A 26,890-nucleotide genomic window follows, 5' to 3' on the forward strand; every position below is an offset into this window, starting at 1 on the left:
CACGGCGGCGTTCGAGCTGCGGAACTTGTCCGTGAGCTCGGCTACCGCGGCAGCCTTGTCGGGCGTCGGCATAGAGCGTCAGCCTCCTTCCGGGTAATGAAGACCGCTCACGGAAGGGGCTGAGCGAAACGAAACGCCCCAGCACAGGTACACGGGGCGCAGCTCGGTCGAACGGCATGTTCTGCCGTCGTGCCGTAGCTCCACTCTGACCTGCGCAGGATGCCCGCAGCTAGCGGATCCTTCGGCCATCGGGCTCTGTGACGAGCACACGACGACAACCAGCGGTCTTTGGCTTCGCAACGACAGTAGGCAGAGCGGTCGTGATGGGCAAATCCCTCCTATGAGGAGATTCGACGGCATCTGAATGCTTCAACTCACCTACTGGGCAAGGGTGTTAGGGGGTTCAGCGGGACGCCCGTGAAGCCCTGATTCCAGGTTCGGCGCTAGTCACGATCACCCGATCGAGGCTCCTATGCGACGAGCACCCGCCAGCAACGAAGCACTCTCGACGACCCGAACCCGGCAGCACAGGCTGTTCCTCGACATCCGAGGGGGAACAATGCATTTCACGAGCTTGGTGAACGGGTTAACGGCTGAAGCCACACGGAGGCTCTTCGGAGAAGAGGTCAGCACTCCCCTGCGCATGCTGGCGAAGCAGAAGAAGCGGTGGGAAGCGCAGGAGGCAGGCCGACAGGCGGCTGCCGCACAATCCGTATCGACGGACAACCAGGGCCAGAGTTCTGATGACACGTCAGAGTCGGCAGGCCTGGACCCCTCGGGCTCCTCCGACGTGCCCGAGCCGCCCGGCGAGGGTGGATTCCTGTCGCAGATCCTGGACTTCTTCAATTTCTAGCCCCAGCCCTCGTGCAGAGTGATCCCTGTCGGCGTGAACATCAGAAGATGCCGAAGAAGCGATGCCACCAGCTGGACCACTGAAGGTGCGAGGGCAGTCGGCTCGCCCGTCGTAGTCGCTCTCCAGCAGTCCCCCGGCAACCACGACATGGCCAAGCTCGACCAGCACCGGGTTGACCTTGGCAAGGTCCGCGCCGTCCAGCTCGCCCTCGGCGGGCTTCCTCCGTTCCGAAGAAGGTGTCCGGGGTGTCGGCGCAGACCAGAGCCGACGAGCCGAACTTGCTCACGCAGACGAGGATCCGGGTGCCGCATACGGTTACGTCCCCGGGTACGACGACGCGTCCGTACTCGCTGGAGTTCTGGGTGTCCCGCTCGGCCATGCAGCGAGCTGTGAAGTCACGCTCGTGCCGGGTCACCAGAGCACCGAAGTGGACTGCGGTCTCGACACGGTCGTAGTGCCGCGGCCACTCCAGCCAGGCGAACGTCCTGGGCACGGAGGGCACGCCCTGGGACATCGTGTACGCGGCCCTCCATCTGTCCAGCGAGAGGTCCCGCTGGGTGTTGGGCAGGTGCTCACCGTCGGGGCAGGCGGGATGATCCGCCTGCCCCGCTGACGTCAACCGCGCGCCTGCGCCGCCGACTGCGCGGCCTCCGCCGCCAGCCGCACGGCCAGGGAGCGGGCCAGCAGTACCGGCAAGCGCGCGGCGTCCGCGGCCGCGCGGCGCATCTCCTCGGTGTAGCCGATGCAGTCAAGGACCACCCACCGCGCCCCGCCCGCGGCCAGCTCCCGTGCCGCCGCGGCGCAGTGCTCCGGCGCGCCCGCGACGTACGGGTCTGCCGGGGCCGCGGTGACCTGGCCGGGCAGGAGCCGGGCCCAGCGCGCCGCGACGTCCTCGCGCTGGGCGGGCAGCGGGCAGACGACGCCGACCGGGTCCGCACCGACCAGGGCACGTACACCGTGCTGGACGAGCGGCTCGGCGTACAGCAGCGGTCCCCCGGCCGGAACCGGCGGGAAGTGGCCGGTGCACAGCAGCAGCGTGGCGTCGGCGCCATCGGCCTCGCAGCGGGCGACGGCGTCGGCCATCCGGGGGGCGAGCGCGTCGTGGCCAAGGACGGCGCAGCCGCCGTCGCGCAGCCGGGAGATCAGCGGCGCCTCGCCGGGGACGGGGCCCACAGCGGCGCGTACCGCGTCGGCGTCGGGGCCGTCGAACCGGTCGTGGTCGAGGGCGCCGTGCTCGGCCAGCCGGAGCCCGGCCGTGAGCGGGAGGATGTCGGGGGTCAGGTCGGTGCGCGGGGCCTGGCCGATGGTGACCAGGCCCAGCACACCCCGGGCGTCCGATGCGGTGGACACGGTCACACCGCCTTGTAGATCTGGCCGACATCGTGGACGGAACTGCCCGCGATCAGTCCGGCGCCGACCAGGGCGAGGTCGTTGTCGGCGGTCTCGGCCGCGGCATCCGCGTCCTTTTTCGTAGCGGCCCGGGAGCGGATCCAGCGCGTGTAGCCGAAGCGGACGGCGAGCGCGGCAAGGACCAGCCAGCCCGCTTGCGGGGTGGCCACCAGCAGACCGGTGGCGAGCAGCACACCCATCTGCCGCTTGGAGCCGCCTAGGAGTTGGATCAGCACACCGGGGACCGCCCACAGCAGCATCATCGTGATGGCGTGTGTGTCGGTGAGGCCGGCCTTGATGGTGTCGACGTACACCTGAGCGACCGGCGGGACCCGGCCGTCGGAGAAGAACGGCTTCCACGCGATGGCGACGACGACGATCGCCACGGCGAAGCCCACCAGCTGCGAGAGGTACTGCTGGCGGCGGCCCGCCATCTCGTACGGCTTCCACGGCACGGCGTCCTTGCGCAGCAGCCAGCCCGCCTTGAAGTCGAAGCCGACGTCGGCGAAGGCCGGTCCGGTGCACGCGCAGTACCCGACAAGCAGGGCGAGCGGGATCATCGGGATGCTCAGTACCAGGCCGAGTATCAGGAAGATCAGCGTCACGGCGAAGGCGGGGAACCACCCGGAGTGCATCGCCGCGAGCCCCACGATCAGCTGGTGCACCAGCGCGGCCACCCCGGCCAGCAGTACCCAGCCGACGAGGCCGAACCCGCCCATGTCCGCCGCGACCCCGCCGCCGACGGCGACGACGATCGCGCCGACGACGAACAGCGCCATGCCCTCGATCAGCCCGCGGCGCAGCCGGCGGGCGTCGACGGTGCGGAAGTCCGCGTCGAACCGCCCGTCCTGCCGCTCGGTCGCGGCCTGCTTCTTCGCCGTGCGGTCCCGCATCATCAGCGCGGCCTGCACCAGTGCCACCAGACCCGCGCCGATCATCACGCCGTGCGGGACGTAGTTGGCGCCGAGGTCGTAGTGGAAGGCGGTCGGCACGTACTGGGCGGCGAGCAGGCCGACGCCGAACATCAGCAGCGCCCAGATGTTGCCGAGGAAGGCCACTCCTGCGGCCGACGTGGGCAGCTTGAACATCGCCCCTACGAAGCCGACGACCGCGCCGACGCCGAGCACCGCGGCTTTCTTCCCGCCCTCGTCACCCGCCTTGATCGTCTCCGCGGCGGCGATACCGGCAGGCCAGGCGGACGTGGCCGGGAAGAGCCGCGAGTCGTAGACCCGGAAGAGCACCCAGCTGTCCACGGCCAGACCGATCACCGCACCGAGCAGCATCGTCCACACCAGATCGGGGCGGCCGATGAGGAACGGCACCGCGATGGGGGTGATCAGCGAGTTGGCGGCGGCGAACGTCGAGCCGGACACGGCCGACTGTACGAGGTTCTGCCGGTGCTGGTCACGCATCTTGCGCAGGCCGGCGATGGAGATCCGGCCGATCAGCATCGCGAGCAGCGCGCCGATCACGGAGGTGTTGGGGGCGATGCCCAGGGTCGTGATCAGCACCAGGCCGATGACGGAACCGAGGACGGCGAGGACGGCGCTGACGACCAGGGTCACCGGTTCGAAGGCGCGCGGGTGCGTGGGCGGCGCACCCGTGGGGGGCGCGCTCTGCGAAGTGGTCACGGGGACTCCAGCGGGGCGAAGGGGAGGGGTGGGCCGTGGTCAGGCGGCGGACGCCTGCAGGCGGCTCATCGGCCCGTAGAGCTCGACCAGCCGCTCGAACTCCTCCTGGTCGTGGAAGCGTGCGACGCCGCGTCCGAAGTCCTTCGCCGCCTCCAGCGAGAACCGGGCAGCCAGGGCGATGTCCGTCTCGTGGCTGGCGCCCGTCGCGCAGCCCGCCACCGCGGTCTCGGTGACCAGCGCGAGGCCGACCACCGGCGCGTCCGTCGCCACGCACGGCTGCATGATCGAGTTGAGGTGGTGCACGCCGTTGCCGTACGGGGTGATGTCCTGCGTGGTGATCGGCAGGACGTGCGCGAGCTCGCCGGTAACGGTCTCGAGCAGGCCAAGCAGGTCGTCGCTCGGGCGCAGGATCCAGCCCTGCTTGACGGTCGGGGAGAGCGCGACGCCTCGGTGGTTGAGGAGCCGGTTGCCCTTGGTGGTGTCGATGGAGACCACCGCGTCCATCGTCGGGGAGATCTCCGCGCGGTTGCAGTCGAGGACCGAGATCGGCGAGTCCATGAACGGCACCGGGTCGTGCGGCCGGGTCGGCGCGTCGGGGCAGATGTGCGTGGAGAGGATGACGTCGCCCTCCAGGCGGTCGCCCCGCCCGTACATGTCGAGCAGCTTCGCCGCGGCGGCCAGCGCGGCGACCGCGCCGTCCGCGTCGGACACCAGGCCGATGCGCTCCGGCCGGGCGCCTACGCCGCCCAGTCGGCCGAGGATGCCGAGCGTGGGCGCCTCTCCACCGGCGGCCTTGCCGCGGGTGCCGGGGACGGTGACCTTCACGAAGTCGGTGCCGCCCCGCTCGCCCTCGATCCGGGTGACGGCGATCTCCGGCTCGGGGCCTTCGGCCGGTGACCCGGCCGCGTCCAGGACGGACCGCAGATGGCCGGCGAGCAGCTCACCGCTCGCCTGCGGGCGGTCAAGGAGGTCGAGGACGTCGAGTACGTGCTTGAGCACAGCGGCTCCCTTGGTGCGTGACGTGATCTTGCCGCCAGGGCCACTGTGACCTGGCTTTTAGCAGACTGCGACGTCAATCCCGAATGAGACAACCTTTTCTCTATTTCAGAGAACCATGTCCGCCATCCGGTACGCTGCCGCCATGACCGCACCCCCTTTGCAGACCGCCGACCGTGTCCTCAGCGTGCTTCTGGCCTTCTCGCAGGAGCGCGAGGAGTGGGGGGTGACGGATCTGGCGGCCGAGTTCGGCTGGGACAAGTCGGTCGCACAGCGGCTGCTCGCCGCGCTGGCGCATCGCGGTTTCCTGGTCTCCGACCCGGTCACCCGCCGCTACCGTCTTGGGCCCGCGGTGTGGCACATGTCGACCGCCTGGGAACGGCACGGCGGCATGTCCGCCCTGGTACGGCCCGCTGTGCGCGCGCTGGCGATGAGGACGGGCGCGACGGCGCTCTTCGCCGTCCCGGACGGGGTGCACCTGCGCTGCGTGGAGTCGGCCGACGGCGGCAGCGGGCCGCTGCGCGCGTACCGGCTGACCGGCGAGCTGTACCCGGCGCATGCCGGCGCCACCTCCCGGGCGTACTTCGGCATGCTCACCCCCGGCACCCGGGCCCGGCTGCTGTACGGCAGGCCGATGCCGCGCTTCTCCCCGTTGACCGTGACGGACCCTGAGGCGCTGGAGGAGCTGATGGTCCGCGCGGGCCAGGACGGACACTCCCATTCGAAGGGGGAGTACGATCCGGCCACCTCGGGTCTCGCGGTGCCGCTGCTCGTCCGGTCGCAACCCGTCGGCACGCTCTCGCTGGTCGGACCGCACGACCTGATCACCGGGCCGGACGAACACCTCATCGGCCCGCTGCAGGCTGCCGCGGACCAGTTGGGCGAGCTGCTCTCCCCGCGTCGATCCCGCCCGCAGGCGGCCCACCGGGCCCCCTGACCCCCAGGCCCCGTCGCGTCCCTTCCCGTCGCGTCCCTTCCCGTCGCGTCCCTTCCCGTCGCGTCCCTTCCCGTCGTGTCCCTTCCCGTCGTGTCCCTTCCCGAAAGGCACCTCCACATGAAGCTGCTCCTGCTGTCCAACTCCGCAGCCCCCGGCCACGGTTACCTCGAACACGCGACAGAGGTGATCGCAGACCATCTGACGGGGGTGCGCGAACTCGTCTTCGTGCCGTACGCGCTCGCCGATCACGACTCCTACACCGACAAGGTGGCTCAAGCCCTGAAGCCGCTGGGCATCTCCGTGCGTGGAGCGCACAGGGACGGCGACCCGGTCGGGACCGTGACCGACGCGCAGGCCGTCTTCGTCGGCGGCGGCAACAGCTTCCGGCTGCTCGCGGCGCTGCACGCGCTCGGCCTGATCGCGGCGGTGCGTGCGCGCACCGCCGAGGGGATGCCGTACATGGGCTCCTCGGCCGGCACGAACATGGCCTGCCCGACGCTGCGCACCACCAACGACATGCCCATCGTGCAGCCGCCGGACTTCACCTCCTTCGGGCTGATCCCCTTCCAGATCAACCCGCACTACCTCGACCCCGACCCTGCGAGCAGCCACATGGGCGAGACGCGCGCAGAGCGTCTTGGGCAGTTCCTTGAGGAGAACGACGTGCCGGTACTGGGGCTGCGCGAGGGCACCTGGCTGCGGCGCCGGGGAGACAGCCTCGACCTCGGCGGCACCGCCGCCGGCGCCCGCCTGTTCCGGCGGGACGAGGGCCCGCAGGAATACGCCCCTGGCGCGGACCTCAGCGCCCTGCTGACCCTGCCCGCCCGATTCGACACCGCGCCTGCCGAAAACGTCGTCCATGCGGCTCACGAGCGCGTTCGAGACTGACCTGCCCCGCCATGTCGAGCGTGTTCGCCCGCATGCGGCTGCTTCCGATGATCGAGACCGGCAGGAGATCGAGATACTGGCGCTGCGCCAACCCCCTGGCCCTGTTGCGCGAGTACGCGGAGCACTACACCGAACATCGACCGCACCAGTCTCGGCGGCAACTGCCCCCGGCCCACCCGATGCAACTGCCCCCGGCCCACCCGCTGCAACTGGCTTCGGCAACCAACCTTGATCCCCAGCACAACCGACGACGACGAGTGCTCGGTGGCCTCATCAACGAATATCAGCAAGTCGCCTAAGCCTCATACGCTGCGCGGGGATTCCCGCTTGACCAGCAGCGATGAGTTTTCGACCGGCACACGAGTTCCGCTTTGATCCGGCGCCCGTCGGGTGACCAGCCCGGTGCGGGCGGGAAGGTCCGCGGATTCACCGGCCCCAGCTCGTCGGCGCAGACCACCGTCGCAGCGTCGGGCGGGTGGGTGGGTCGCTGCCATGATCCAGCGCCAGGGCCTGTCCGGCGGATCGCTGACCGTGGTCGCGGGTCGTTGGCATGGAGGGTGGACGCCGTCCCCCGAACAAGCGCCGGGTTAGCCATTGGTATTTGCCGCGGGGGCGCTCCTTCTCCTATGTCACCGTATTCTGTCCAGTAACCGCATACCCACCAACTCCCCGGATTTGTCGGGGAGTTTGACCATCGGGGGTGCATGGGCATGCCGGGGCAGGGACATTCCCACGACTACTCACGCAGCGAGGCGACGCGTCTGCTCTGTGCCGGGGCCTATGTCCACGGCATGTTCCGCCGCAAGGTCATCGAGGAACTCATCGAGCACGAGGAGCGATCCGTCGCGCCCTCTCTCGGGATCGATGTCACTCCTGTGCTGGCTCACGCTCTGCGCGCCCGCCGTCTGGAGGCACAGGCCTCGGTGCAGGTCCTGTTGATATGGGTGCTGTTCATCGTGGTCGAGCTGAACGCCGATGTCCCGTCGCTGCTGGTGCCGTGGTTCGTGGTGTACGCGGTGATCGTTCTGCTGGCGTGGAGCGCCCGGTTGACCCTCGGCGCGCGCAGCCTGTCCGTCTACACATTGGATCGAGCGACCCTGCGCCGCGCCAGCAGCGGCCGGCTCACCGTGCTGGCACCGATCGGCCCCCGCCTGTTCCTCCTCGCCTACTGGGTTGCGGCGCTCTTCCTCGCACTCTCCGACCCCGCGGTGCTGCTCGCCCTGCTCTTCCCGCTGCTGCTGGTCCTGCCGGTGTGGCTGCACCGCTCGCGGGTCGAGGACATCATGCGGCACGAGTTGTCGTCCGACGCCTTTTCGAGGGTGCCCCGCGCGCTGCCGCAAAGCACGCTGCGGCTACGGCGGATCACCGCCGCCATCGACCGTGAGCAGTACGCCCCGCTCACCTTCTACGACCCCTACCGCCCGTTCGTCGGCGCTGGACGCCCCTACGAGCCCTGGTCCTTCGCCCTCGAACTGCGCCGCCGCGTCGCTCCGGACGGCAGCCGACCCGCGGCCGACCGCCTGCTGGCCCGAACCGTCGTCGATCTGATCGTGCCCCGCCTTGAGCGGCTGTGCGCCTCCGCCGCTGCCACCGGCCGCGACCGTCTGCGCGATCTGGAGATCGACGAGTTCGTCTATCTGCCGGTCGGTCCGGCCCGCGGACGGGTCTCCTATGACGCCCTCTCCGTCCAGCGGCATCTGGCCGAGGCCGTCGACGAAGGCGGCGAGGCCCGGCGGCACTTCCTGCGGATCCGGATCGGCGCCTGGGACGAGCAGGTGGTCGTCTCCATTCTGGTCCGGGTGCATACCCAGGGCGAGATGCTGGTCCTCGAGGTCATCCCGCACATCCTGATGCCGCTGAGTGACACGTTCAGGATCGTGGACGTCGTCGCCGCCCGCGATCGCCCGGACGTAGGACGCGAAGCGGTCCGCGCCCTGCTCGCCGCGCCCGCCGCGTCCGTGGCGGCGGGGGCCTCCGCCATCCGCACGCTCATCGCGCTCTTCCGCGTCTGGCTGGCCGACCCCCGGCGCGCGATTCCTGACGGCCCGGAGACGTCGGTCCGCGAACAGGGCAGCGCCGAGCAGGTCTCTCTGATGCAGGAGATGGACATCAGCCGCTACGTGAAGACCGTCCAGGACCGGATCATCAGTGGCGTACGGGAAGCGTTGCGCACCCAGGGCTACGAGACGGGCGAGTTCGAGCAGCAGATCGTCAACGTCAGCAGTGGCGGCGTCTTCGTCGGAGCCATGAGCGGCGGGGCCGTGGCCACCGGCGACCGTGCCAGCGCCCATCACTCCTCGCGGCCGGGCCCAGCTCACGGCAACACACCCCAGGGGACACCAGGAGGTTCCGCATGACCGGCACCGCACCACCCCACGGCCCTGACCCGGGCGGCACCGATGAACCACCACGCCGCGTCGCGGGCCCCGCCTCGGGCAACATCACCATCACCACGATGCACGGCGGCGCAGTCGCCTCCGGTCCAGGCGCCCAGGCGGTGCACACCACACACGATGGTGCGCCGCTGGGCCGGGACACCGCGGCCCTGCTGACGGCCGTCCGCACCCTGCGCGATCAGCTGCCGCTGCTCGCCCCCGGCGCTCCGGGCCCGGACAGCGTGGACCCGGCCCTCGGCCTGGACGGCCAACTCGCCCAGGTCGAGGAGGAGATAGCCACCACCGGACGGCCGGACCAAGGCCGCCTTGAGCGGCTGCGCGCCCATCTGGAGGCAGGCACGAGCGCGGCCGGTGGCCTGGCCTCGGCGGTGGCTGTGGTCCAGGCGATAGCCCAGCTGCTGAGCGGCTGAACAACACGCAGAACGAGCACATCGGGGTGCGCCATGAGCCACTGGGACGCTGACAATCAGCGCTGGGTTCCGGAAGGACGACAGCACGGGCAGCCGGAGTACGAGCCGCCACCACAAGGGCCGTCGCCGTACGGGCCGCAGCCCACACCGCCGTGGGACGCGACCGCACCGGGCCCCGACTCTCCGCGCCCGGCCGGGCCCGATGCAGTGGTCACCAACCCCCAACGCCGCCTGGTCCTCAGCCTGATCGCCGTCCTCGTGTGCGCGGTCCTGGGCGGCGGCACCTGGTTCCTAGTGGACCGCTCGAGCGACAACGGCCCCGGCGCACTGTCAGGCCCAGCCAGTCCGACGGCAGCCAACAGCCCGACCGACAAGACAACAAACGAGCCGACCGACGAACCCACCATCGAACCCACCGCCGAACCCACCGCCACCGACAGCCCATCCGTCTCCGATGGCGACCCGCCCACCCCCGGCTACACCCGGTTCGACGACGAGGCCGGATTCACCGTCGACGTACGCAACGGCTGGCAGCGCACCACCGGCGACGCCAGCGTCACATACTCCTCACCCGACGGGACGTACTTCCTCCAGGTCTTCCAGCTCAACGGCCCAGAACCAACCCCGTACGACTCTGCCGCCGAGGCCAAACGGCTCGCCTCGCAACAGTCGGCCTTCGACCTTGTCAGCCTTGAGCTCCAGGGACCGGACACCGACTCCGACGCCTACCTCGAATACACCTACACCAGCAACACGGCGGGCCATCGGCGCATCATGGACCACCGCGCCACAGCGGACGACGACGCCATGTACGCCGTACTCGTCTCAGCGCCCGCCGGAGCACGGACCACGCAGTCCGAGATACTGCGTAACGCCGTGAACTCCTTCTGCCCCACGGCCTACTGCCCATCCTCATGAGCAACCCTCACGCCTCCCCCAGTGGTGGCCCATCCTTGCTTGTGGACGGAGCGGCTCCCCGCTCCCACATTCACTCCAACACGAAGTAGGGGCCGCCCGAAGATGGCCCCTACCTGCGACGCTCCCGTCGGGACGACAGGATTTGAACCTGCGCCCCCTTGCCCCTCAGCCAAGCGCACGATTCAGGTCCAGAGCTCTGAAGCCCCATTGGCGCCCGTACGACGCCACACGCGGAGGCACGGCGCCGCTGGCGCCCACCCCCAGATCCGCCCCCGTCGACCGGCTCTCTCACACTCCTAACCCCACCGCGCGACTAGGGAGTTCACCACGGGCCCCACGACGGCGCGCTGAATCCCGCGGTGCCGGATGTCGTCCCGGTGACGTGCAAGGCCTGAGCGGAAACACGGAAACCCTGTGCGTCCGGGTAACGTCACGTGCGTGCAGCCGCGCCGCTTCGTCCCGCGGGCGGGTCGCGGGAAGGGTATGCACAGACCAACCCAGGGAAATGGGCGGGCAGTTGTCCGGTCGTGTGGTCGGAAGGGCCCACGAGAAGCTGAACCCAAATGTGGTTGGTGTCCTGCCAACTGGTGTACCCGGTCGAGCAAGCGGAACACCCAGGGCGCGGCCCTGATCGCCTTTGCCGGTAACCCAGCTCGGGGTCACGAAGCCGGGGCCACGAAGCCGGGGCCACGAAGCCGGGGCCACTACCGAACACTGTCCTACACGATACTGCTAGAAACGCTCGGACGTTCACCGAATCGATCACGGCCGGGACACGTCTCGCGTGTCGGTTGACACCCGAGGCGGGCTACGTAGTACCCCCGGGGCCGCGCATCAGCGGCGGATTGAGCAGCCATGCATTCCCCCGACGGTAGAGGGCGGCCGGGCGACCGGTGGAGGGCAGCCGCTGTTCCCCCGTGGGCTGCACAAACCCTGCGGTGTTGAGTACTTTGCGGCGGAAGTTACTCGGGTCCAAGTACTGCCCCCAGATCACTTCGTAGACCTGGCGCAGCTCACTCAGAGCGAACGACTCCCCGCAGAAGGCGGTCGCGACAGCGGTGTACTCGAACTTCCCGCGGACCTCCTCCAGTGCCTCCGCGAGGATGGCCGAATGGTCGAACGCCAACTCCTGCTTCCCTTCAGCTAATTGTGACACGGGAGCCCAGTAGGCTCGCCTGGCATCGGTACCGCCCACGGGAGCGGGAAGATCTGGCCCCAACGCGAGATAGGCGATAGTGACCACCCTCCCCCTTGGGTCGCGTCGAGGATCTCCGTAGGCGCCGAGCTGCTCCAGGTGTAGCCGATTTCCGTCGATCCCGGCCTCCTCCCGGAGTTCCCGCAGGGCCCCCTCGCGCAGGGTTTCGTCCTTCTGTACATAGCCGCCGGGCAGCGCGGCCCAGCCCAGGAAGGGCTCCAGACCACGCTCGATCAGGAGCACCATCAGCTGATCGCCCCGGACGGTGAAGATCGCCAGGTCCACGGTCACCCAGGACGCCTCCACCTCAGTGGAGTCCTTCAGCCAGTCATCCACCAGATCCCCTAAAGGTCGCATTGACTTAAACACCTTCGGCGCTTATGGTCCCATAGACCTTAAGCCTACGAGGCAGGGGCAGAGCATGTTCAGTTCCCATGCGCCACCGGCCAAGGCAGCGACCGATGAACCCACTGCCGCCACCCGCCACTTATGCACTGGCGTGTACGTAGACGAACGATTTCGAGACCTCGTGATCAACGAGGTGTGCACAGCGCCGCACCGAAGGGTCGCCCCGTCCTACGGGTTCGACATCGTTCCCGTCATGCACCACGCGTGGCGGGCCGCCGCGCTGAGCGCACTCCTACGCGTGACTGTGGCCGGGGCAGTGATCGCCCCTGCTGTCGCGGGCGCCCTGCCTACCGCGGTCCTCGTCGCCTGCGGCCTCGCTCTCCTGTGGCTGCTCCGTCTCGCCGCGCTGCTCCGGGACGTTGACCGGGAGCCGAGGCCTCGGCGCAAGTCCAAACGCCGAGGCCTGGGGCCGGTACGAGGCGGCCGTCGGCGCCTCTTCAGGCTGCTATTCCCCCGAAGGTACTCGGAGAGGGCGCGTGCACTCAGACGTATCGGATCGACCGCTTTGTCCCTGATACTGGCGGGCCTGGCCATCGCACTTACCCATCCGGACCACGCCACCACGGCCCTCCACGTTGCCACAGGAATCACGCTGGTGTGCCTCGGTATCGGAGCCACACGTCAGCTGATGCTCAACCACATTCTGCGCGCGCCGACTCTTCGGCCCTCACGCTTGTCCGGGCGCCAACGAGCTGCTGACGTCCAGCAGCAACACCTTTGCGCCGTATACCGCCGCCCCCGTCACAGTGAGGATGAGGACGAAGACGAAGACGACATCACTGTGTTCACGCTCTTCGGAGACGAGTCACCGTTCGTCGGGGCCGGCGAACTCGTCTACCAGTGGAACCCGCCGATGAGCATCCAACTGCTGCGCCCCGGCGGCGACGACGATGCACCGCTCCATGAACGCGAGCACCCCGTACCACCCTTCCAAGCACACGAACTGGTCGAGTACCTGCGCGAAGCGGTTCAGTTGCTGGATACCGACAGCGCGGACGTGCGGCTTCCCGCACAGGTCCGCGACCGCATCTACGTAGCCGAAACGGATGTGGCGGTGGACCGTTCACTTCTTCCGCAAGAGTTTAATGAGGCCGACCTGCGCGTCATCATCAACACTCCCGGATCCAAGCAGCACCACTTCCTTGAGGTGACGACGCCTGCGGAGGGATCGGAATTCGTCGCGACCGTCCTGTTGCACGTCAGCCTGCAGGGACGCACCTTGAGTATCTCCACGGCAGCGTGCGTCCTCGCCCATACGCCGAGATCGTTTCAGCGTACGGCTGAGTTCGGCCATCACGGATTCACCGCCGTCGCCTGGGGGGCATTCCGCGAACTGACCACATTGCCTTCAGAGATCCAGCGCTCATGGCGGCTCGTCCTCTACCTCTACGTCTTGGTCAAGGCAGCCGTGTTCCCCCGTGACCTCACTTCCACACCAATCCGCAACGTCCTGATCGGCAGCCGGGTAAGCATACGGGAGAGGTCGGCCCAGGAATGGTCCAAGATTCAGCTGGAAAAGAGCGACATCCTGGGCCGGATGAAGACAATCGAACAACGGTTACTTCACGCCGCCGGCGACTTCCTACACGCCAACGATGTTGACATATCCGAATTCAATGACCGCGCACTCAAAATCATCAACAGCGGCATCTTCAACTTCGGCGACAACAACAACTTCAACAACAACGCCGTGGGCAGCTCAGCTCAGGTCGGCGTCTCCGCAAACCAGTCCGCAGGTCCCAACAACCTCACCGGTGGAGGAAGTCAGTGATCACCAATCGAGGCATCGTCAGCAACGGCGACAACAACAACTTCGGCAACAACGCCGTCGGGGAACACGCTCATGTCTCCGTGACTGGCCGCTCCCCCCACGCCGACCGCCCCACCGGCGCCGGAACGGCCGACGAACGGACCACTGTGTGGGACGTCGGAGTGGTAACGATCCTCAGCGAGGAACTGCGCTCCGTGGTTGATGAGTTAAAGCTGGTGCGCCACAAGGAACCTGGCGGGTTGTACTTCTACCGAGGTGAACACACCACCCCAGAGGGCACCATTGGCATCGTGGCTACCCAAAGCCAGAGCCAGGGACAACGATCGGCGATGGCTGCCCTGGAAAATCTACGCCGCCACCACGCGCCTCGGCTGTGGGCCCTGGTAGGAGTAGCCGGCGGTATCCATGACAAGCACGCCCGCATCGGCAACGTCATCGTCTCCACCGACATCGTCTACTACGAGAATCGCAAGATCAATCCGCGTGGGGACGTCCGCCGCCGCGGGGAGCACCGGCAGTCACCGGCACCGGTCGTTCATGCGGTGAACGCCTTCTTTGCGGATCACGGAACCCCAGCACGCATCCTCGGTCAGCTCTCCACACACGCCTCGGAGGAGTTCGAGGTCTACCCGGGGGTGATCGGGTCCGGGGAAGCCGTCATCGCCGACCGCGAAAACGAAATCCGCAGCTACCTCACGGACTACCACGAGAAAGTCCTGGCGGTGGACATGGAGGCCGGCGGACTGAGCCAGCACTGGCAGGAGAACTCCCTCCACGACGGAATCAACCCCGGCTGGATCGTCATCCGGGGCGTATCCGACAACGCCGACGACGAAAAGGGCCACGGATATCACGAACTCGCGGCTCGGAACGCCGCACACATCCTGCGGCAGCTCCTGCCTTATCTCTGCTGACCACGAAATCAAATAGTCGTGATCACGCAAACACAGGGAGAGGCTCACATGACTGCTTTTCTGTTCGGGATACTCAGCTCGCTGGCAGCCAGTGCAATCTTGCTCCTCCTCGGCCTCCTACGCGGTGCACGCCCGCTGTGGTGGCTGGTCGCCGCCTGCTCCTGGTGCACCGGCACTGGACTCGGCCGTGTGTACCGCCATCAATCGTCCGCCGAGCGGGACATCGCACGCGACCTTGGCCGGGCTCGCTGGATCAAGGTCATGGCAGGGCGTGGCAATGTGCTCACCCGTGAGGTCTTCTCTCCTCTGTGGTCGGGCGAGCTGTCCCTGGAGTCCGTCCAGGTTCTGCTGCCCGACCCTCGTACCCGAGGCGACTCCTGGCTCGAGCGGCGCTCGCACGACATACGCCTGTTCGATCCCGGCTTCACTCCGGACCTGCTCAGGAGCCAGGTCCGGACGAACATGGACTACCTCGCCCATGCAACCCGCGCACAACGCAACTTCGAGCTTCGCAGCTTCAACCTGCCTAACAGTTGCCGCGTGATCGCAACGGACCGGGCCGCCTACCTCACCTTCTACAACAGCTCCGCTCACGGCAGGAACTCCCCGTGTCTCTACGCCCGGGCGTCCGGACTCCTGTACTCCATCGCCCTGCAGCAGTTCGAGGCGGCCTGGAAGAACAGCTCGCCCGCGCTCTCGACGCCGTAGCTCTGGCACGGTTCTCGGCGGGTGCTTCATTCGGACGGTGGGCTTTCCCACCACCAGATTCAGTGTCCCCGGCGCTAGCCCGTCAGCCCGGGGGCGCGTGTCTCGCAGGGGCCCTTGGGCGCACCACGGACACGTACTCTCATGACGCACGTCTCACTCGACCGCGGCAAACACGTCAAGGGAGGCGCGAAGGTTGAGCGCGACAAGGGCGTGTTCGACGCCGAAGCCGACCTTGACGAACTGGTCGAGAAATCCTACGGGTCCAAGCCCGTCGGCCCGAACGACAAGGGGTTTTATGAACGCAATGTCAATGCGGGCACACTGGTCGGGGTCACGTCCGAGGTGACCGGCAGCCAGCCCACATCGTGGTTCAAGCTCGTGCAGGGCACGTACGGCAGCGTACGCACCATGTATCCGATCTCGAAGCCTGTCGAGTAGGGGAAAGCCAGTGGCAGTCAGCATCTATCTGGAGAACGAAGCGCATGAGCGAATTGCGTACGTCGGTGACGATCCCGACGAGAGCTTCATCGCCGTCTGCAGGGAGGCATCGGAAGGGAGCTGGCTGGCCACGGTCAATCCTTGGGGTGACACAATGTTCAACGTGCCGCAACTGGAGCAGTTCGTAGGCGAGTTGATCCAGATTCCCGAAGAGCAGAAGTCAGCCGTGATCCGGCAGGTGGCTGACATGGCGCAGAAGGCGGTGCTCCTGCGCGGCTACTTGTTCATCTCCGGGGATTAGTTGATCCCCACTCGGGGAGGGAGCCGAAGGCGGCTCCCTCCCCTCCCCTGCATTCCCCGAAATGCACTCTGGAGGATGATGTACCAAATGCCCCTCGTTATTTATGTGGAAGACCAGACACACGGGCGCATGGCCAAGACCTACGAAGACCGCAAGGAGACGTTTCTGGCCCTGTGCGAGGCGGCCCCGGAGGGAAGTATTCTGCACGCCGTGAACCGCCACGGCGACACCATGTTCAACGAGCTTCAACTCAAGCGGTTTGTAGCAGAGTTGAACGCACTTCCGGAGCGAGAGAAGAACAGCACGATGCGGAAGCTCATCGCGGCGGCCGAGTTCGCGATCGCCTCCTTCGGCTACCTGCATTTCGTCGGGGAGCCCGCACGCGCCTGAGGGCCCGAGAGTTGGGCGTCCCGCTTCGCGCCGCGCCCACTGCCGCGCTGGTCTACTCCGCACCCGGCTAACGCCCAGATTTATCCGCTATCGACACTGCGCCTGCCGAAAACGTCATCTATGCAGTGATGAAGCGGCGCCACTCCTGCCCCTGCCGACCCAAGAAGCCGGGCCGACCGCCCACGGTCCATTCGATCCGCAGACTGGTCCTGCGTCTGGTCCGTGAGAATCCCTCGTGGGGCTATCGCAGGGTGCACGGTGAACTCGCCACCCTCGGCATCAAAGTCACCACGTCCACCGCCTGGGAGATCCTCACCTCCGAAGGGCGCGCATCGTGCACCTAAGTACTGGCAAGTGCGGCTATGGAGACTTGCGGAATACTCAAGAGCTGAGGGTATGCCGACAGGGCCCGCAACCGCTGACGGCGCCTGACCCCCGCCCGTGCCGCGCCAACGCACCACCGCGGCGACGGCCGGCAGCCTCCCGCAGCGTTTCGGGGCTCCGGGGGCGGGCGCCGTCCGCACCCGCAGCGGCACCGGAGCCCTCATGAGTGCTGCGGCTTGTTGGCGCTGCGGCCGTAGCGGGCGAGCATCGTCGTGACCGCCTCGTCGACGGCGTGGCCAACGTCGGCAGGTACGGGGCTCCAGTCGGCGAGCAGCATCCGCGGCCACAGGACGTAGTTGGCGATCATGCCGAGAAACTGGTTGGTGGCGCTCTCCGCGTCAGGTACCACCGCAGTGCCCGCGGCGTGCTGGGCCTCCAGGTAGTGCTGGACGGAGATGAAGTAGGGCAGCTTGCCCAACTCGAACTGAGCCCGTCCCAGTTCCGGGAAGCGCGGCAGTTCGGCGATGACGATGCGGAAGAGGGCCGCCATCGCGGGCCGGCCGATCAGGTCGGCGTACTGGCGGCCGATCGCGCTCAGGCCGGCGCGCAGGTCATCGGGCTGCGTCGCGGGCGCCGCCGGGTCCGGCCCGCCCTTCCAGTACTCGGTGACGATGGCCTCGAAGAGCGCCGCCTTGGTGGGGAACTGCTTGAACAGCGTGGACTTCGAGACGACCGCTTCCTGCGCGATCTTCGCCAGCGAGGTCCCGTCATAGCCCCGCTCCAGGAACAGCTTCGTGGCCGCTGCGGTGATCGCCTCGCGCTTGCGCTGAGCGAGTCGTTGATGGTGCGCGGAGAGTCCTGCGGTCATGGGCCCAGTATGACCCATCACGAGGCGAGTCACTTGACTCGCCACTGTGCGGATGTTTACGTGGACAGGGATGCGAGTCGACCGACTCGCATCCCTGTCGGCGGAGCACTCCCGGCTGGCGTCGTTCCGCTCCCGAAGGAGAAGCACGCATGGAGTCAGGCAAGATCGCATTGGTGACTGGCGGCAATCGCGGGCTGGGCCGGGCCACGGCCCAGGCGCTGGCCCGGCACGGGCTGCGCGTCGTCGTCACCTACCGCGGCGACGCGCAGGAGGCCGAGGAGACGGTCAAGAACGTTCAGGAAACCGGCGCCACGGCTGCCGCACTGCGGCTGGACATCAGCGACGTGGCCTCCTTTCCCGCCTTCGTCTCCCACCTCGCCGCGCAACTGGAGCGTTGGGAGGCGACCCGGCTGGACGTCCTGGTCAACAATGCCGGGATCGGGCTGTTCGGACCGCTGGAAGCGGTCACGGTCGACGACTACGACGCGATGATGGACACCAACGTGCGCGGCACGTTCTTCCTCATCCAGGCGCTTGCGCCCGTGCTGGCCGACGGCGGGCGGATCATCAACGTCTCCTCCTCCCTCAGCCGCCACACCAGTGCCGGCACCTCGGTCTACTCGGCTTCCAAGGCGGCGGTCGAGGTCCTCAGCCGGACATTGGCCGTGGAGCTGGGGGCGCGCAAGATCCGCGTCAACGCCATCGCGCCTGGGCCGACCGCCACCGACTTCAACGGCGGCGCCATGCGCGACGACGCCCAGATGCGCGAGGGCTTGAGCGCGCAGACCGCGCTCGGCCGCGTCGGCGAACCGCAGGAGATCGGCGACGCCATCGCCGCGCTCGCCTCCGAGGACCTGCGATGGGTCACCGCCCAACGACTCGAAGTGTCCGGCGGCGCCCTGCTGTAGGGCCCCCGCCAGCACCGTGTGCCCCGCGCACCCCGGCAAGGGGACTCACAGGAGCAGTCATCCGTAGCCGCTACCCCTGCGACCTGCACAGCATCCCGCCACCGCGTTCAACCTCTGGATGCCGTGTGCACCAAGACACGGAGTCCACCCAGACAAGGGGTCGGCAGCGTCCGGGTGACGTCACGTGCGTGCAGCCGCGCCGTTTCGTCCCGCGGGCGCATCACGGGAAGGGCATACGCAGACCAACCCAGTGAGAGACACGGGCAGTTGTCCGGTCGTGTGGTCGGAAGGGCCCACGAGAAGCTGAACCCAGATGTGGTTGGTGTCCTGCCGGGGTGGTTTTGGGCGCGCCGCGCAAGCAGAAGCACACCGTCACTCGGGTCTTCCACCGTCTGCTGGACGAGTACGGCGCCGAAGAGCTGACCTGCGCTGCGCGATGGTGCGCGACTACGTCTACTACCGGTGCCGCGAGATCCGCGTCGAAGAAGGCCGCGGTCCGCCAGCCTCGTTCATCCCGCAGACGCACCACCGGCCGGGCGATGAGGCGGAGGCGGACCTCGGCGACGTGTGGATCAACCTGGCCGGGTGTCGACCAAGTGCTACCTGTTCTCGCTGCGGCTCTCATATTCGGGCCGCGCGGCCGGCTGACCGAGGTCCGTGTTCCGCCGGCGGTGCCGGCCGCTCAGGGCGTCATCTCCATCAGGGCATCATCTCCAGGAGGCCCGCATCGAGGCCGACACGCGGTCGGTAGCCGAGGTCGGCTCGGGCTGCGCTGATGTCGTAGGCGCGGTCGCGGCCCATGTTGGCGATCAGCCAGTTGGTGAGCGGGGGCGCGGTACGTCGGCGGAGCAGGCGGGCGCCGCCGTCCACGAGGGCTGCCATCGGCGCGGCGATCGCCAGCGGGACGCTGCGGCTGTTGGCGACGTCGGCACCCTGGGTGGCCATGAGGGCGGTGAAGAAGTCACGGATCGCCATGGGGGCGCCGTCGGTGACGTAGTAGGGCGTGCCGTGGCGGCCGCGGGTGAGGGCAAGGACGGCGGCGTCGGCGAGGTTGCCGACATGCACGAAGTCCATGGTGTGGCGGCCCTGGTCGATCCACATCCAACCCCCCTTGCGAGCGGACTCGACCGCGTCGGCCATGGTGGTCATGCCAGCGCCCCAGATGAACGGCGGTCGCAGGATCACCAGGGTCGTGGCAGGCGACGCGGCATCGCGCAAGGCGTTCTCGGTGGCCAGTTTGACCCGGCCGTAGGCAAGGGCGGAGGTGCCGTCGTCGGTGTTCTCGTCGACCACGGCGGCGCGTTGGGTGCCGATCGACACGCCGGCGGCGCTGATGAGCACGAATCGGGAGACTCCCGCCGCGGCCGCGGCCGCGTGCAGGGCGACGGTCGGCTCGTGGTTGTCGGCACGGAAGCCGGCATCGTCGCCCCAGAACTCCATGCGGGCCGCGGCGTGCACGACCGCGTCGACGTCGCGCAGGTGATCGAGCCAAGCCGGGGGAACCGCCGGGCCACCCTGGCCGGCCAGCTCGGCGAGGTCGCCGCGGACCGGCTGCGCCCCGGCCTCGGTCACCTTGCGCATACTCGCGGTGGAGCGGGCCAGGGCGACGACGCTGTGGCCCTCGGCACGCAGCCGGCTGATCAGGTGCTGACCGAGAAAGCCACTCCCACCGGTGAGGAAGACACGCATGAAGGACTCTCCTTGTCGTCAAAGGCAATGTGCCGGTGTATCGGTGTATCGGTGTGTCGGTGTGCATGCGTCCGGTGCGGGAGCACCGGCGAGTCATCCCAGCGGGATGTTCAGCGTCTTGTGGGCCGCGACCGGGTTGGAGTACTCGGTGAGGCGCCGCACCTGGCCGTCGGCACACTCGAACTTGAACACGTACACGTTCTTGTAGGAGGTGCCCGAGCCGGCGAGCACGGCGTCACCGACGGCCTCGACGAACACCACGTCGCCGTCCGCACCGGCGGTGACGCGCCGGTCGGCTAGGACACGGCGGCTGACCTGCCGCAGAAGGCCGGCGAAGAACCCCAGTACCTCGTCCTTGCCGGTGAGGACGACGGCGGGCTCGACGCCGCCGTCGAAGGACATCGCCAGGACGTGCACGACATCGGCGGCGAGGACGGCTGCCATTCCTGCCATGTCGCCGGCCTCGAACGCTTCGAAGTAGGTGTCGGTGGCCGCGAGTGAGCCGGCGCGGATCTCTTCAGGGAACATGTGTACTTTCTCCTCAGCCCAGGAGCTCGGACAGGGCGGCGGACGCGTCGAGACTGCCGCGCGCGGCGCGGTCCGGGACCGCCTTCTCGATCCGGGCGAGGTCGTCCTGGGTGAGCCGGATCTCGCTCGCGGGCAGCGCCTCGGCCAGCCGGTCGCGGGTACGGGCGCCCACCAACGGCACGATGTCGTCGCCCTGGGCAGCCACCCAGGCGATGGCGAGCTGGGCGACGGAGCACTCCTTCGCCTCGGCGACCTGGCGCAGGGCCTCCACAAGGGTGAGGTTGTGCTCCAGGTTCCCGTCGGCGAACCGCGGGTCGAAGGCGCGCCAGTCTCGGGGGCCGATGGAGGTGCCGGCGCTCCAGCGTCCGGAGAGCAGGCCCCGGCCGAGCACGCCGTGCGCGGTCATGCCGATGCCGAGTTCACGCAGCGTGGGCAGGACATCGGCTTCCACGGTCCGCGTCAGCAGCGAGTACTCGACTTGCAGGTCGCTGATCGGATGCACGGCGTGAGCGCGCCGCACGGTGTCGGCGTCGACCTCCGAGAGCCCGATGTGGCGCACGTGCCCGGCGTCGACCATCTCCTTGATCGCCCCCACCGTCTCCTCGATCGGCACCGCCGGGTCCAGCCGCGCCAGGCGGTACACGTCGACATGGTCGGTGCCCAGGCGGGTCAGGGAGTGGGCAAGGAAGTTCCTCATCCCCTCGGGACGGCCGTCGATACCGGTATACGCGCCTCCGGGGGTGGTGAGCATGCCGAACTTCACGCTCAGCCGATAGCTGCCGCGCTCCCTGCCTCGCAGCGCCTCGGCCACCAGCAGCTCGTTGTGACCGGAGGCGTAGAAGTCAGCCGTGTCGATCAGGGTGAGACCGGCCTCCAGCGCGGCACGCACGGTGGCGATGCTTTCGGCGCGGTCGGCAGGGCCATAGGCGCCGGACATACCCATCGCGCCGAGACCCAGCGCGGAAACGGTCGGGCCGGTGGTGCCCAGAGTGCGTGCCTGCATCGTGTTCTCCTTCTCGTCGGGCCAGACGGAGTTCGCTCGTCGGCCTGCCGCCGACTCTGCTTCGGTTCCGGGCCGGGCGGAAGAGGAGCATGTGTCATCGGAGTGCCACTCCCTGGTTGGGGAGTCGCCCCAGTGCGACGATGAGCTCATGGAGCGCGATCAACTGGCGGACTTCCTGCGTCGTCGCCGCGAGGCGATCCACCCGGGCGAGGTCGGCCTGCCCAAGGGACCTCGGCGCCGTAGCAACGGCCTGCGCCGCGAAGAGGTGGCGATGTTCGCCGGGATATCGGTGGACTATGTGGCACGCCTGGAGCAGGGCCGCAGCAGTCAGCCTTCGACGCAGCTGCTCGGGGCGCTGGCCCGCGCGTTGCGGCTGTCCGACGACGAACGCGAGCACTTGTTCTATCTTGCGGGTCATCAGCCACCTCGTACCGACGGTCCCGCTCAGCTGGCCCGCACCGGCCTCGTGCGCATGATGGAGCTGCTCACCGGCACTTCGGCGGTGGTCCTGTCCGACCTGGGGGAGGTTCTCGCCCAGAACCCGGCGTCCCTGTTGCTGATGGGTGACCAGACCGCGTTCACCGGCGACCGGCGCTATCTCGTGTACCGCTGGTTCACCGATCCCGCTGTCCGCGCTTCGCACCCGCCCGGCGAGCACGAGCGCCACGCCCGCGAACTCGTGGCCGACCTGCGCGCGGCCGTCGGCCGTCACTCCGGCGACCCCGCCGTCGCCGGGTTCGTCACGCGGCTGCGGGCGGCGAACAGCGACTTCCGCCGGATGTGGGCCGAGCACCAAGTGGCGGTCAAACGAACGGATCGCAAGCTCCTGATCCATCCACGCGTAGGTCACCTGCTCATGGATGTCGAGACGCTCGTCGGCGTCGACCACCGGCAGCGGCTGATGGTGCTCACCCCCGCCGACAACGAGACCCGCGAACGGCTGGAGCTTCTGCGGGTGCTCGGCATCCAGGAGTTCACCCAGCCGCACGAAACCTCCCCAGAGGGTGACGTCGCAGACCCTCGACTCCACCAGGAGCCCTGACCGGCGGAGTAACAGCCAGCACCCGGACAGCCTGCCGGTAGGCTCCCCTGCTCGTGGACGTGCGTACGGGGAACGAGATGATCCCCATCCCTGCGGGGCTAGTGACGCTGTCGGACCGCGCACGCGGCGCAGTTGGGATGTCGGATTCACGCCCTACCGGCTCGCGGCATTCCCGGTCACCCAGGCGTTGTACGCCCAGGTCACAGGTGAGCGGCCAGGGCCCTGCCCGTGCCGATAGTCACGTCCGAGCAGTGCGCCTGCCGAAAATGTCATCCACGCAGATCAGGAGCGTCATCGACGGGGCGGCAGGAATAATCTCGTGTTGCTTCGTCTCGCCTGCCTGACCGTCACCAACCTGTTCGCCGCACCGCGATTGCTACCGATGAGCGACCGCGAGAAGAACACGGAAATCCTCGCCCTACACCGCCAGCTCACCGTCATGGAGCGACAACTCGGCCCGGACCGAATCAAGTTCACTCCCGAAGACCGGGCGTTCCTCGCCGCTCTGCTGATCCCCCTGCTCCGCAAGGTCCTGCGTCGACTCCGGTTACTGATCCTCACCGAGCAGGACGCCTGGGAGATCGCGTCCGCCGTGAAGCTCCTTGGCCGCTTCAACTCGCGGATGGCGATGGTGCGCCACGAACTGGGCCGCAAACAGCTCGTCGACAGTTCCAAGGCGCACCGCCCTTTCCCAGGTCCTGATGAAGCCAAGTAGCCCCAGCGGAGACTCCCATCCCCGTTCGGAGGCCAGCGTTCAAGGACAGTGGTGAAGTACCGCACGGTCGGGCACTACTGCGCCCGGGTGGCGGGCGTCAGGGGTGGTACTGGGTGGCTGAGGTTCCCAGGACGTCGAGCAGAGCCAGTGCGTCCGCGTCCGGGGAGCCCTGAGGGGCGCTGTAAAGGACAAGGTGCTGGTCGCGTTCGGTCAGGGCCAGGGAGTCGCAGTCGACGGTGACCGGTCCGACGGCGGGGTGGTTGAAGGTTTTGGTGAGGGTGGGTGCGGCCTGCACGTCGTGGCGGTCCCAAAGGTGGGCGAAGTCGGGGCTCCCGTAACGCAGTTCGTCGACGAGTCCTGTTACGGCGGGGTCGGTGGGGTAGCGGGCGAGGGCGGCGCGCAGGCTCATGATCGCCTGGTGGCGGAACTCGGTGAGGTCGGCGATTCCGTAGAGCGCTGCGGTGGTGGGCCTGGGGTGGAGGAACACCTTGCGGGCGAGATTGCGGTCGCGGGGGTCGACTGCGCCGAAGTCCTCTATGAGGGCGGCGGCCAGGTCGTTCCAGGCCAGGACTTCGAAGGTTACGGACATGACGAAGCCTGCGGTGCGTGGCAGCCGTTCCAGCAGGGCGAGGATGCTGGGGCGCACGTCGCGCCGGTGCAGGCGGGTGCGGTTGGGTGCGGTGCCCGCCAGAAGGTGCAGGTGGTCGCACTCAGCGTCATTGAGCAGGAGCGCGCCGGCAATGGCCGCCAGGATATCGCCGGAGGGCCGGGAGGCGGCCCGGCCCTGTTCGAGGCGGACGTAGTACTCGGTGGAGATATGGGCCAGTACGGCGACCTCCTCGCGGCGCAGACCCGGCGTGCGGCGGCGCGGGCCCGAGGTCAGGCCCACGTCTTGGGGCCTCAGGCGCTCGCGGCGGTTGCGCAGGAACGTTCCCAGCTCGTGCTTGTCCATACACCGAGTCTGCACGCCTCGCTGGGGCGGGATCCTGGTTCGTCTTGTGCCTGTATACGGCAGTGGGTAGCGGCGAACACTTGCAGCATGAGCAACCACATCTGCACCACGCCCATCGGCCTGCTGAACGGCAAGGTCGTGTTCGTCACCGGCGCCAGCCGCGGTATCGGAGCCGCCGCGGCGCGCCTGTTCGCGCGGGAGGGCGCGAAGGTCGTCCTGGCCGCCCGCAGCACCGACGCCCTCGACCGAATCGTCACCGAGATACGGGCCGCTGGAGGAATCGCCGACGCCGTTGCCCTGGACCTGGCCGACCGCGCGAGTGTCCTGGCCGCCGTCGACCGCGTCGAGCAGCTTTACGGCCGGCTGGATGGTGCGTTCAACAACGGGGCGGTCCCCCAGCGTCAGTTCGGCCCGGTCGATGCCACCAGCGAGGAGGACATCGACGAGCAGTTCGCGGTGAACTTCCGCGCCCACTGGACCGCGATGAACGCCGAGGCCACACTCATGCGCCAGGGCGGCGGCGGGGCGATCGTGAACACCTCCAGCATCGGCAGCCGGCGCGCCAATCCGGCGCTTCCTGCCTACGGGGCGATGAAGCGCGCACTGAACAGCCTCACCGAGACGGCCGCGGTCAACTGGGCCCCGGCCGGGATCAGGGTGAACGCCATCACGCCGGGCGGCACCTCCACCGAGATGATCGACGCCTGGGAGAAGGCCACCCCTGGCATCGTCGAGCAGATGACCGCTTCGATCCCGCTGGGCAAGATGGCCGACCCCGAGCAGATCGCCGAGGCGGCGGCCTGGCTCCTGAGCGACCGCGCCTCGTACGTCACCGGCGCGATCCTGCCGGTCGACGGCGGCGCCGGCGCCTGACCACGGTCGCGGCTGCTCCCAACGCGTCGCGGGAGTAGTTGACGACGACGTTCGCGCCGCGTTGTCCCAGCCGGATGGCGATGCCGCGCGTAGCCGATGCGAGGCTCCTGAGCCGTGCCCGGGCCGCGGGCATAGCGCGGCGCGGAGCGACGCGGAGCGATATCGATGGCGCCGATTTGTCTTCTGGCCAACGCCCTGGCCAGGGCCCTGGCCAACGCCCTGGCCGAGGCTGCGATCGACGAGCTGATCCGAGACCCCGACCGGGCAGGGGCGCTGGTGGCCATGCTCGCTCGGCTCGGCGGTCGACCTCGCTCGCACCACGCTCCGATCGCCTCTTCGAGGTTGTCGCGAGCGCGATTCTGACAACTGCAAGGAGCAGCGATGCCGAGGAGGAACATCGCCCTCGGGCCTGCAGATGAAACCGTCTCGCTGCACAGACGGAGCCCCTCAGCGCAGCGCCTGTGCTCCTATGACGGACAGCAACTGCAACTTCTCGTAGCTCTCGCTGCCGGGAACGGCGGTGTAGACGAGGAGCAGCTGCGACTGGTTCGGATCGAGCAGCGTCTGACAGGTCAACTCCAAGGCGCCAACCTCGGGATGGATGAAGTGCTTCACCTCGTGGGGGCGGATGCCGATCTCGTGGTGGTCCCACACCTGACGGAACTCTTCGCTCTGTGCGCGCAGCAGGTCGGCGTAGTGGGCCGCGCGCGAACCGGAGCCCCGCAGTGTGGCCACCTCGCGCAGGCCCGAGGCGAACATGCGGGTGAGGAACGCATGGTCTTCGGGGGCGTAGAGCTCTCGTGTGGCGGGGTCGGTGAACCATCGGTAGCCGATGCTGCGGGCCGGGCCGCTGTAGGCGGTCAGGTCGCCGGTGAGCGCAATGTCGGGCGGGGTCTGGCGAAGCGTTTCGCCGAGCTCGGTGACGATCTCCGCGGGGGTGTCGTGCAGGCGGTCGAGGATGCGCAGCAGGCCGGGGCTGATGTGCTCACCTCCGAAGCCGCGCGGGGGTGAGGTGTGTCCGGCGAGCCGGAACAGGTGGTCGCGCTCGTCGAGGGAGAGGCGCAGTCCCTGCGCGATGGAGACGATCATCTGCTCGGACGGCTGGGGTCCGCGCTCCCGTTCGAGCCGCGCGTAGTAGTCGGTCGACATGTGGCACAGGGAGGCCACTTCCTCCCGCCGCAGCCCGCTGGTCCTGCGGCGTCGTCCACGCGGGAGGCCGACGTCCTCGGGTTGCAGCGACTCCCGGCGGTTCCGGAGGAACTGCGCCAGTCCGGTCCGATCGATCACCGTGTGCGCCTCCGTCATCGTGCATGTCCGCTTCGATACTCATTTCTACCGCCCGCGCATCCCGGCAGCCACGGATTGTCGATCCCCCCTTCACGAGTTGCCCCCGCTACAGCGCCATCCGAGGCTGAAAGCCGTACCCCCTCGTGAAATGACCGGGG

General features: G+C 68.3%; 28 protein-coding genes and 1 pseudogene. 18 read left to right on the plus strand and 11 right to left on the minus strand.

Translation table 11 applies throughout. The annotated features are described in order from the left end of the window. A pseudogene (locus tag ACFVXC_RS00005) lies at positions 1-72 on the minus strand (50S ribosomal protein L10); the annotation flags it as partial. Between the two features lie 571 nt (positions 73-643). On the opposite strand from ACFVXC_RS00005, the gene ACFVXC_RS00010 reads away from it, so the two are divergent. Next, positions 644-853: a hypothetical protein gene (locus ACFVXC_RS00010; RefSeq protein ID WP_389900086.1), complete on the plus strand. Its 210-nt coding sequence runs from the start codon at positions 644-646 to the stop codon at positions 851-853. Positions 854-1,468: 615 nt separating this feature from the next. Here ACFVXC_RS00010 and ACFVXC_RS00015 read toward each other — a convergent pair. Genes ACFVXC_RS00015 through ACFVXC_RS00025 form a run of 3 tightly spaced genes read right to left on the minus strand, consistent with a single transcriptional unit; the run spans position 1,469 to position 4,872 of the window. Then, a complete protein-coding gene (locus ACFVXC_RS00015) occupies positions 1,469-2,203 on the minus strand; it encodes an AroM family protein (RefSeq protein WP_389900087.1) in 735 nt (244 codons plus the stop codon). 2 nt (positions 2,204-2,205) lie between these two features. Then, entirely contained in the window at positions 2,206-3,873 is a 1,668-nt protein-coding gene (locus ACFVXC_RS00020) for an OPT/YSL family transporter (protein ID WP_389900089.1), read from the minus strand. 39 nt (positions 3,874-3,912) lie between these two features. Next, positions 3,913-4,872: a DUF1177 domain-containing protein gene (locus tag ACFVXC_RS00025; protein WP_389900091.1), complete on the minus strand. Its 960-nt coding sequence runs from the start codon at positions 4,870-4,872 to the stop codon at positions 3,913-3,915. A gap of 142 nt (positions 4,873-5,014) precedes the next feature. Here ACFVXC_RS00025 and ACFVXC_RS00030 point away from each other — a divergent pair, with 142 nt between their 5' ends. The 6 genes from ACFVXC_RS00030 (at position 5,015) to ACFVXC_RS00055 (ending at position 10,418) form a co-directional block, all read left to right on the plus strand. Continuing rightward, positions 5,015-5,806: an IclR family transcriptional regulator gene (locus ACFVXC_RS00030; protein WP_389900093.1), complete on the plus strand. Its 792-nt coding sequence runs from the start codon at positions 5,015-5,017 to the stop codon at positions 5,804-5,806. A 117-nt stretch (positions 5,807-5,923) separates the two neighbouring features. Beyond that, on the plus strand, positions 5,924-6,694 hold the full coding sequence (pepE, locus tag ACFVXC_RS00035; protein WP_389900095.1) for a dipeptidase PepE: 771 nt from the start codon (positions 5,924-5,926) through the stop codon (positions 6,692-6,694). Positions 6,695-6,705: 11 nt separating this feature from the next. Next, positions 6,706-6,993: a hypothetical protein gene (locus ACFVXC_RS00040; RefSeq protein WP_389900097.1), complete on the plus strand. Its 288-nt coding sequence runs from the start codon at positions 6,706-6,708 to the stop codon at positions 6,991-6,993. A 411-nt stretch (positions 6,994-7,404) separates the two neighbouring features. Further along, the gene (locus tag ACFVXC_RS00045) at positions 7,405-9,051 is read left to right on the plus strand and encodes a hypothetical protein (RefSeq protein WP_389900098.1); all 1,647 of its coding nucleotides are present in this window, start codon (positions 7,405-7,407) and stop codon (positions 9,049-9,051) included. Beyond that, positions 9,048-9,500: a hypothetical protein gene (locus ACFVXC_RS00050; RefSeq protein WP_389900100.1), complete on the plus strand. Its 453-nt coding sequence runs from the start codon at positions 9,048-9,050 to the stop codon at positions 9,498-9,500. The genes ACFVXC_RS00045 and ACFVXC_RS00050 overlap by 4 nt, the downstream gene beginning before the upstream one ends. Before the next feature lie 33 nt (positions 9,501-9,533). Next, positions 9,534-10,418, plus strand: a complete 885-nt coding sequence (locus tag ACFVXC_RS00055; protein ID WP_389900102.1) for a hypothetical protein — start codon at positions 9,534-9,536, stop codon at positions 10,416-10,418. Between the two features lie 808 nt (positions 10,419-11,226). Here the strand turns inward: ACFVXC_RS00055 and ACFVXC_RS00060 are convergent. Further along, on the minus strand, positions 11,227-11,949 hold the full coding sequence (locus ACFVXC_RS00060) for an NUDIX domain-containing protein (RefSeq protein ID WP_389900104.1): 723 nt from the start codon (positions 11,947-11,949) through the stop codon (positions 11,227-11,229). A 577-nt stretch (positions 11,950-12,526) separates the two neighbouring features. Here ACFVXC_RS00060 and ACFVXC_RS00065 point away from each other — a divergent pair. From ACFVXC_RS00065 to ACFVXC_RS00095, 7 genes are all read left to right on the plus strand, one after another. Beyond that, positions 12,527-13,792 carry a hypothetical protein gene (locus tag ACFVXC_RS00065; protein WP_389900106.1) on the plus strand — a complete coding sequence of 422 codons (1,266 nt, stop codon included), beginning with the start codon at positions 12,527-12,529 and terminating at the stop codon, positions 13,790-13,792. Further along, positions 13,789-14,706 (plus strand): hypothetical protein, encoded by a 918-nt coding sequence (locus tag ACFVXC_RS00070; RefSeq protein WP_389900108.1) that lies wholly within the window; start codon positions 13,789-13,791, stop codon positions 14,704-14,706. Before ACFVXC_RS00065 ends, ACFVXC_RS00070 begins: the two co-directional genes overlap by 4 nt. A gap of 48 nt (positions 14,707-14,754) precedes the next feature. Next, entirely contained in the window at positions 14,755-15,414 is a 660-nt protein-coding gene (locus ACFVXC_RS00075) for a hypothetical protein (protein WP_389900110.1), read from the plus strand. A 141-nt stretch (positions 15,415-15,555) separates the two neighbouring features. After that, on the plus strand, positions 15,556-15,852 hold the full coding sequence (locus ACFVXC_RS00080) for a hypothetical protein (protein ID WP_389900112.1): 297 nt from the start codon (positions 15,556-15,558) through the stop codon (positions 15,850-15,852). Between the two features lie 10 nt (positions 15,853-15,862). Continuing rightward, positions 15,863-16,153, plus strand: coding sequence for a hypothetical protein (locus ACFVXC_RS00085; RefSeq protein WP_389900114.1), 291 nt, complete (start codon positions 15,863-15,865; stop codon positions 16,151-16,153). Positions 16,154-16,282: 129 nt separating this feature from the next. After that, a complete protein-coding gene (locus ACFVXC_RS00090) occupies positions 16,283-16,543 on the plus strand; it encodes a hypothetical protein (RefSeq protein WP_389900116.1) in 261 nt (86 codons plus the stop codon). A 128-nt stretch (positions 16,544-16,671) separates the two neighbouring features. Beyond that, complete coding sequence (locus tag ACFVXC_RS00095; protein WP_389900118.1) at positions 16,672-16,887, plus strand: hypothetical protein; 216 nt, start codon at positions 16,672-16,674, stop codon at positions 16,885-16,887. A 200-nt stretch (positions 16,888-17,087) separates the two neighbouring features. Here the strand turns inward: ACFVXC_RS00095 and ACFVXC_RS00100 are convergent, their stop codons facing one another. Continuing rightward, on the minus strand, positions 17,088-17,735 hold the full coding sequence (locus ACFVXC_RS00100) for a TetR/AcrR family transcriptional regulator (RefSeq protein WP_389900120.1): 648 nt from the start codon (positions 17,733-17,735) through the stop codon (positions 17,088-17,090). A gap of 149 nt (positions 17,736-17,884) precedes the next feature. On the opposite strand from ACFVXC_RS00100, the gene ACFVXC_RS00105 reads away from it, so the two are divergent. Then, positions 17,885-18,643: an SDR family NAD(P)-dependent oxidoreductase gene (locus tag ACFVXC_RS00105; protein WP_389900121.1), complete on the plus strand. Its 759-nt coding sequence runs from the start codon at positions 17,885-17,887 to the stop codon at positions 18,641-18,643. A gap of 699 nt (positions 18,644-19,342) precedes the next feature. Here the strand turns inward: ACFVXC_RS00105 and ACFVXC_RS00110 are convergent. The 3 genes from ACFVXC_RS00110 to ACFVXC_RS00120 form a co-directional block, all read right to left on the minus strand. After that, the gene (locus tag ACFVXC_RS00110) at positions 19,343-20,332 is read right to left on the minus strand and encodes an NAD-dependent epimerase/dehydratase family protein (protein ID WP_389900123.1); all 990 of its coding nucleotides are present in this window, start codon (positions 20,330-20,332) and stop codon (positions 19,343-19,345) included. A gap of 93 nt (positions 20,333-20,425) precedes the next feature. Continuing rightward, the gene (locus ACFVXC_RS00115; RefSeq protein WP_389900125.1) at positions 20,426-20,860 is read right to left on the minus strand and encodes a nuclear transport factor 2 family protein; all 435 of its coding nucleotides are present in this window, start codon (positions 20,858-20,860) and stop codon (positions 20,426-20,428) included. A 13-nt stretch (positions 20,861-20,873) separates the two neighbouring features. Continuing rightward, positions 20,874-21,863 (minus strand): aldo/keto reductase, encoded by a 990-nt coding sequence (locus ACFVXC_RS00120; RefSeq protein ID WP_389900127.1) that lies wholly within the window; start codon positions 21,861-21,863, stop codon positions 20,874-20,876. 148 nt (positions 21,864-22,011) lie between these two features. On the opposite strand from ACFVXC_RS00120, the gene ACFVXC_RS00125 reads away from it, so the two are divergent. Together ACFVXC_RS00125 and ACFVXC_RS00130 are read left to right on the plus strand one after the other, a co-directional pair. Next, on the plus strand, positions 22,012-22,905 hold the full coding sequence (locus ACFVXC_RS00125) for a helix-turn-helix transcriptional regulator (protein WP_389900128.1): 894 nt from the start codon (positions 22,012-22,014) through the stop codon (positions 22,903-22,905). A gap of 319 nt (positions 22,906-23,224) precedes the next feature. After that, a complete protein-coding gene (locus ACFVXC_RS00130; protein WP_389900129.1) occupies positions 23,225-23,620 on the plus strand; it encodes a hypothetical protein in 396 nt (131 codons plus the stop codon). A gap of 97 nt (positions 23,621-23,717) precedes the next feature. Here the strand turns inward: ACFVXC_RS00130 and ACFVXC_RS00135 are convergent, their stop codons facing one another. Then, a complete protein-coding gene (locus tag ACFVXC_RS00135) occupies positions 23,718-24,572 on the minus strand; it encodes a helix-turn-helix domain-containing protein (RefSeq protein WP_389900131.1) in 855 nt (284 codons plus the stop codon). Between the two features lie 87 nt (positions 24,573-24,659). Between ACFVXC_RS00135 and ACFVXC_RS00140 the strand changes: the two genes are divergently transcribed. Continuing rightward, complete coding sequence (locus ACFVXC_RS00140; protein WP_389900133.1) at positions 24,660-25,445, plus strand: SDR family NAD(P)-dependent oxidoreductase; 786 nt, start codon at positions 24,660-24,662, stop codon at positions 25,443-25,445. A 447-nt stretch (positions 25,446-25,892) separates the two neighbouring features. Here the strand turns inward: ACFVXC_RS00140 and ACFVXC_RS00145 are convergent, their stop codons facing one another. After that, a complete protein-coding gene (locus ACFVXC_RS00145; protein WP_389900134.1) occupies positions 25,893-26,750 on the minus strand; it encodes a helix-turn-helix transcriptional regulator in 858 nt (285 codons plus the stop codon). Between the last annotated feature and the right edge of the window lie 140 nt (positions 26,751-26,890).

Source organism: Streptomyces sp. NPDC058257, from assembly GCF_042881845.1.
Lineage (GTDB): Bacteria > Actinomycetota > Actinomycetes > Streptomycetales > Streptomycetaceae > Streptomyces.

Bases quoted from the DNA above. Each gene is read 5' to 3' on its own strand.
- ACFVXC_RS00010 (WP_389900086.1), top strand. From the start codon at position 644: ATGCTGGCGAAGCAGAAGAAGCGGTGGGAAGCGCAGGAGGCAGGCCGA.
- ACFVXC_RS00030 (WP_389900093.1), top strand. From the start codon at position 5,015: ATGACCGCACCCCCTTTGCAGACCGCCGACCGTGTCCTCAGCGTGCTT.
- pepE (WP_389900095.1), top strand. From the start codon at position 5,924: ATGAAGCTGCTCCTGCTGTCCAACTCCGCAGCCCCCGGCCACGGTTAC.
- ACFVXC_RS00040 (WP_389900097.1), top strand. From the start codon at position 6,706: ATGTCGAGCGTGTTCGCCCGCATGCGGCTGCTTCCGATGATCGAGACC.
- ACFVXC_RS00045 (WP_389900098.1), top strand. From the start codon at position 7,405: ATGCCGGGGCAGGGACATTCCCACGACTACTCACGCAGCGAGGCGACG.
- ACFVXC_RS00050 (WP_389900100.1), top strand. From the start codon at position 9,048: ATGACCGGCACCGCACCACCCCACGGCCCTGACCCGGGCGGCACCGAT.
- ACFVXC_RS00055 (WP_389900102.1), top strand. From the start codon at position 9,534: ATGAGCCACTGGGACGCTGACAATCAGCGCTGGGTTCCGGAAGGACGA.
- ACFVXC_RS00075 (WP_389900110.1), top strand. From the start codon at position 14,755: ATGACTGCTTTTCTGTTCGGGATACTCAGCTCGCTGGCAGCCAGTGCA.
- ACFVXC_RS00080 (WP_389900112.1), top strand. From the start codon at position 15,556: ATGACGCACGTCTCACTCGACCGCGGCAAACACGTCAAGGGAGGCGCG.
- ACFVXC_RS00090 (WP_389900116.1), top strand. From the start codon at position 16,283: ATGGCCAAGACCTACGAAGACCGCAAGGAGACGTTTCTGGCCCTGTGC.
- ACFVXC_RS00095 (WP_389900118.1), top strand. From the start codon at position 16,672: ATGAAGCGGCGCCACTCCTGCCCCTGCCGACCCAAGAAGCCGGGCCGA.
- ACFVXC_RS00100 (WP_389900120.1), bottom strand. From the start codon at position 17,735: ATGACCGCAGGACTCTCCGCGCACCATCAACGACTCGCTCAGCGCAAG.
- ACFVXC_RS00105 (WP_389900121.1), top strand. From the start codon at position 17,885: ATGGAGTCAGGCAAGATCGCATTGGTGACTGGCGGCAATCGCGGGCTG.
- ACFVXC_RS00110 (WP_389900123.1), bottom strand. From the start codon at position 20,332: ATGCGTGTCTTCCTCACCGGTGGGAGTGGCTTTCTCGGTCAGCACCTG.
- ACFVXC_RS00115 (WP_389900125.1), bottom strand. From the start codon at position 20,860: ATGTTCCCTGAAGAGATCCGCGCCGGCTCACTCGCGGCCACCGACACC.
- ACFVXC_RS00120 (WP_389900127.1), bottom strand. From the start codon at position 21,863: ATGCAGGCACGCACTCTGGGCACCACCGGCCCGACCGTTTCCGCGCTG.
- ACFVXC_RS00125 (WP_389900128.1), top strand. From the start codon at position 22,012: ATGGAGCGCGATCAACTGGCGGACTTCCTGCGTCGTCGCCGCGAGGCG.
- ACFVXC_RS00135 (WP_389900131.1), bottom strand. From the start codon at position 24,572: ATGGACAAGCACGAGCTGGGAACGTTCCTGCGCAACCGCCGCGAGCGC.
- ACFVXC_RS00140 (WP_389900133.1), top strand. From the start codon at position 24,660: ATGAGCAACCACATCTGCACCACGCCCATCGGCCTGCTGAACGGCAAG.
- ACFVXC_RS00145 (WP_389900134.1), bottom strand. From the start codon at position 26,750: ATGACGGAGGCGCACACGGTGATCGATCGGACCGGACTGGCGCAGTTC.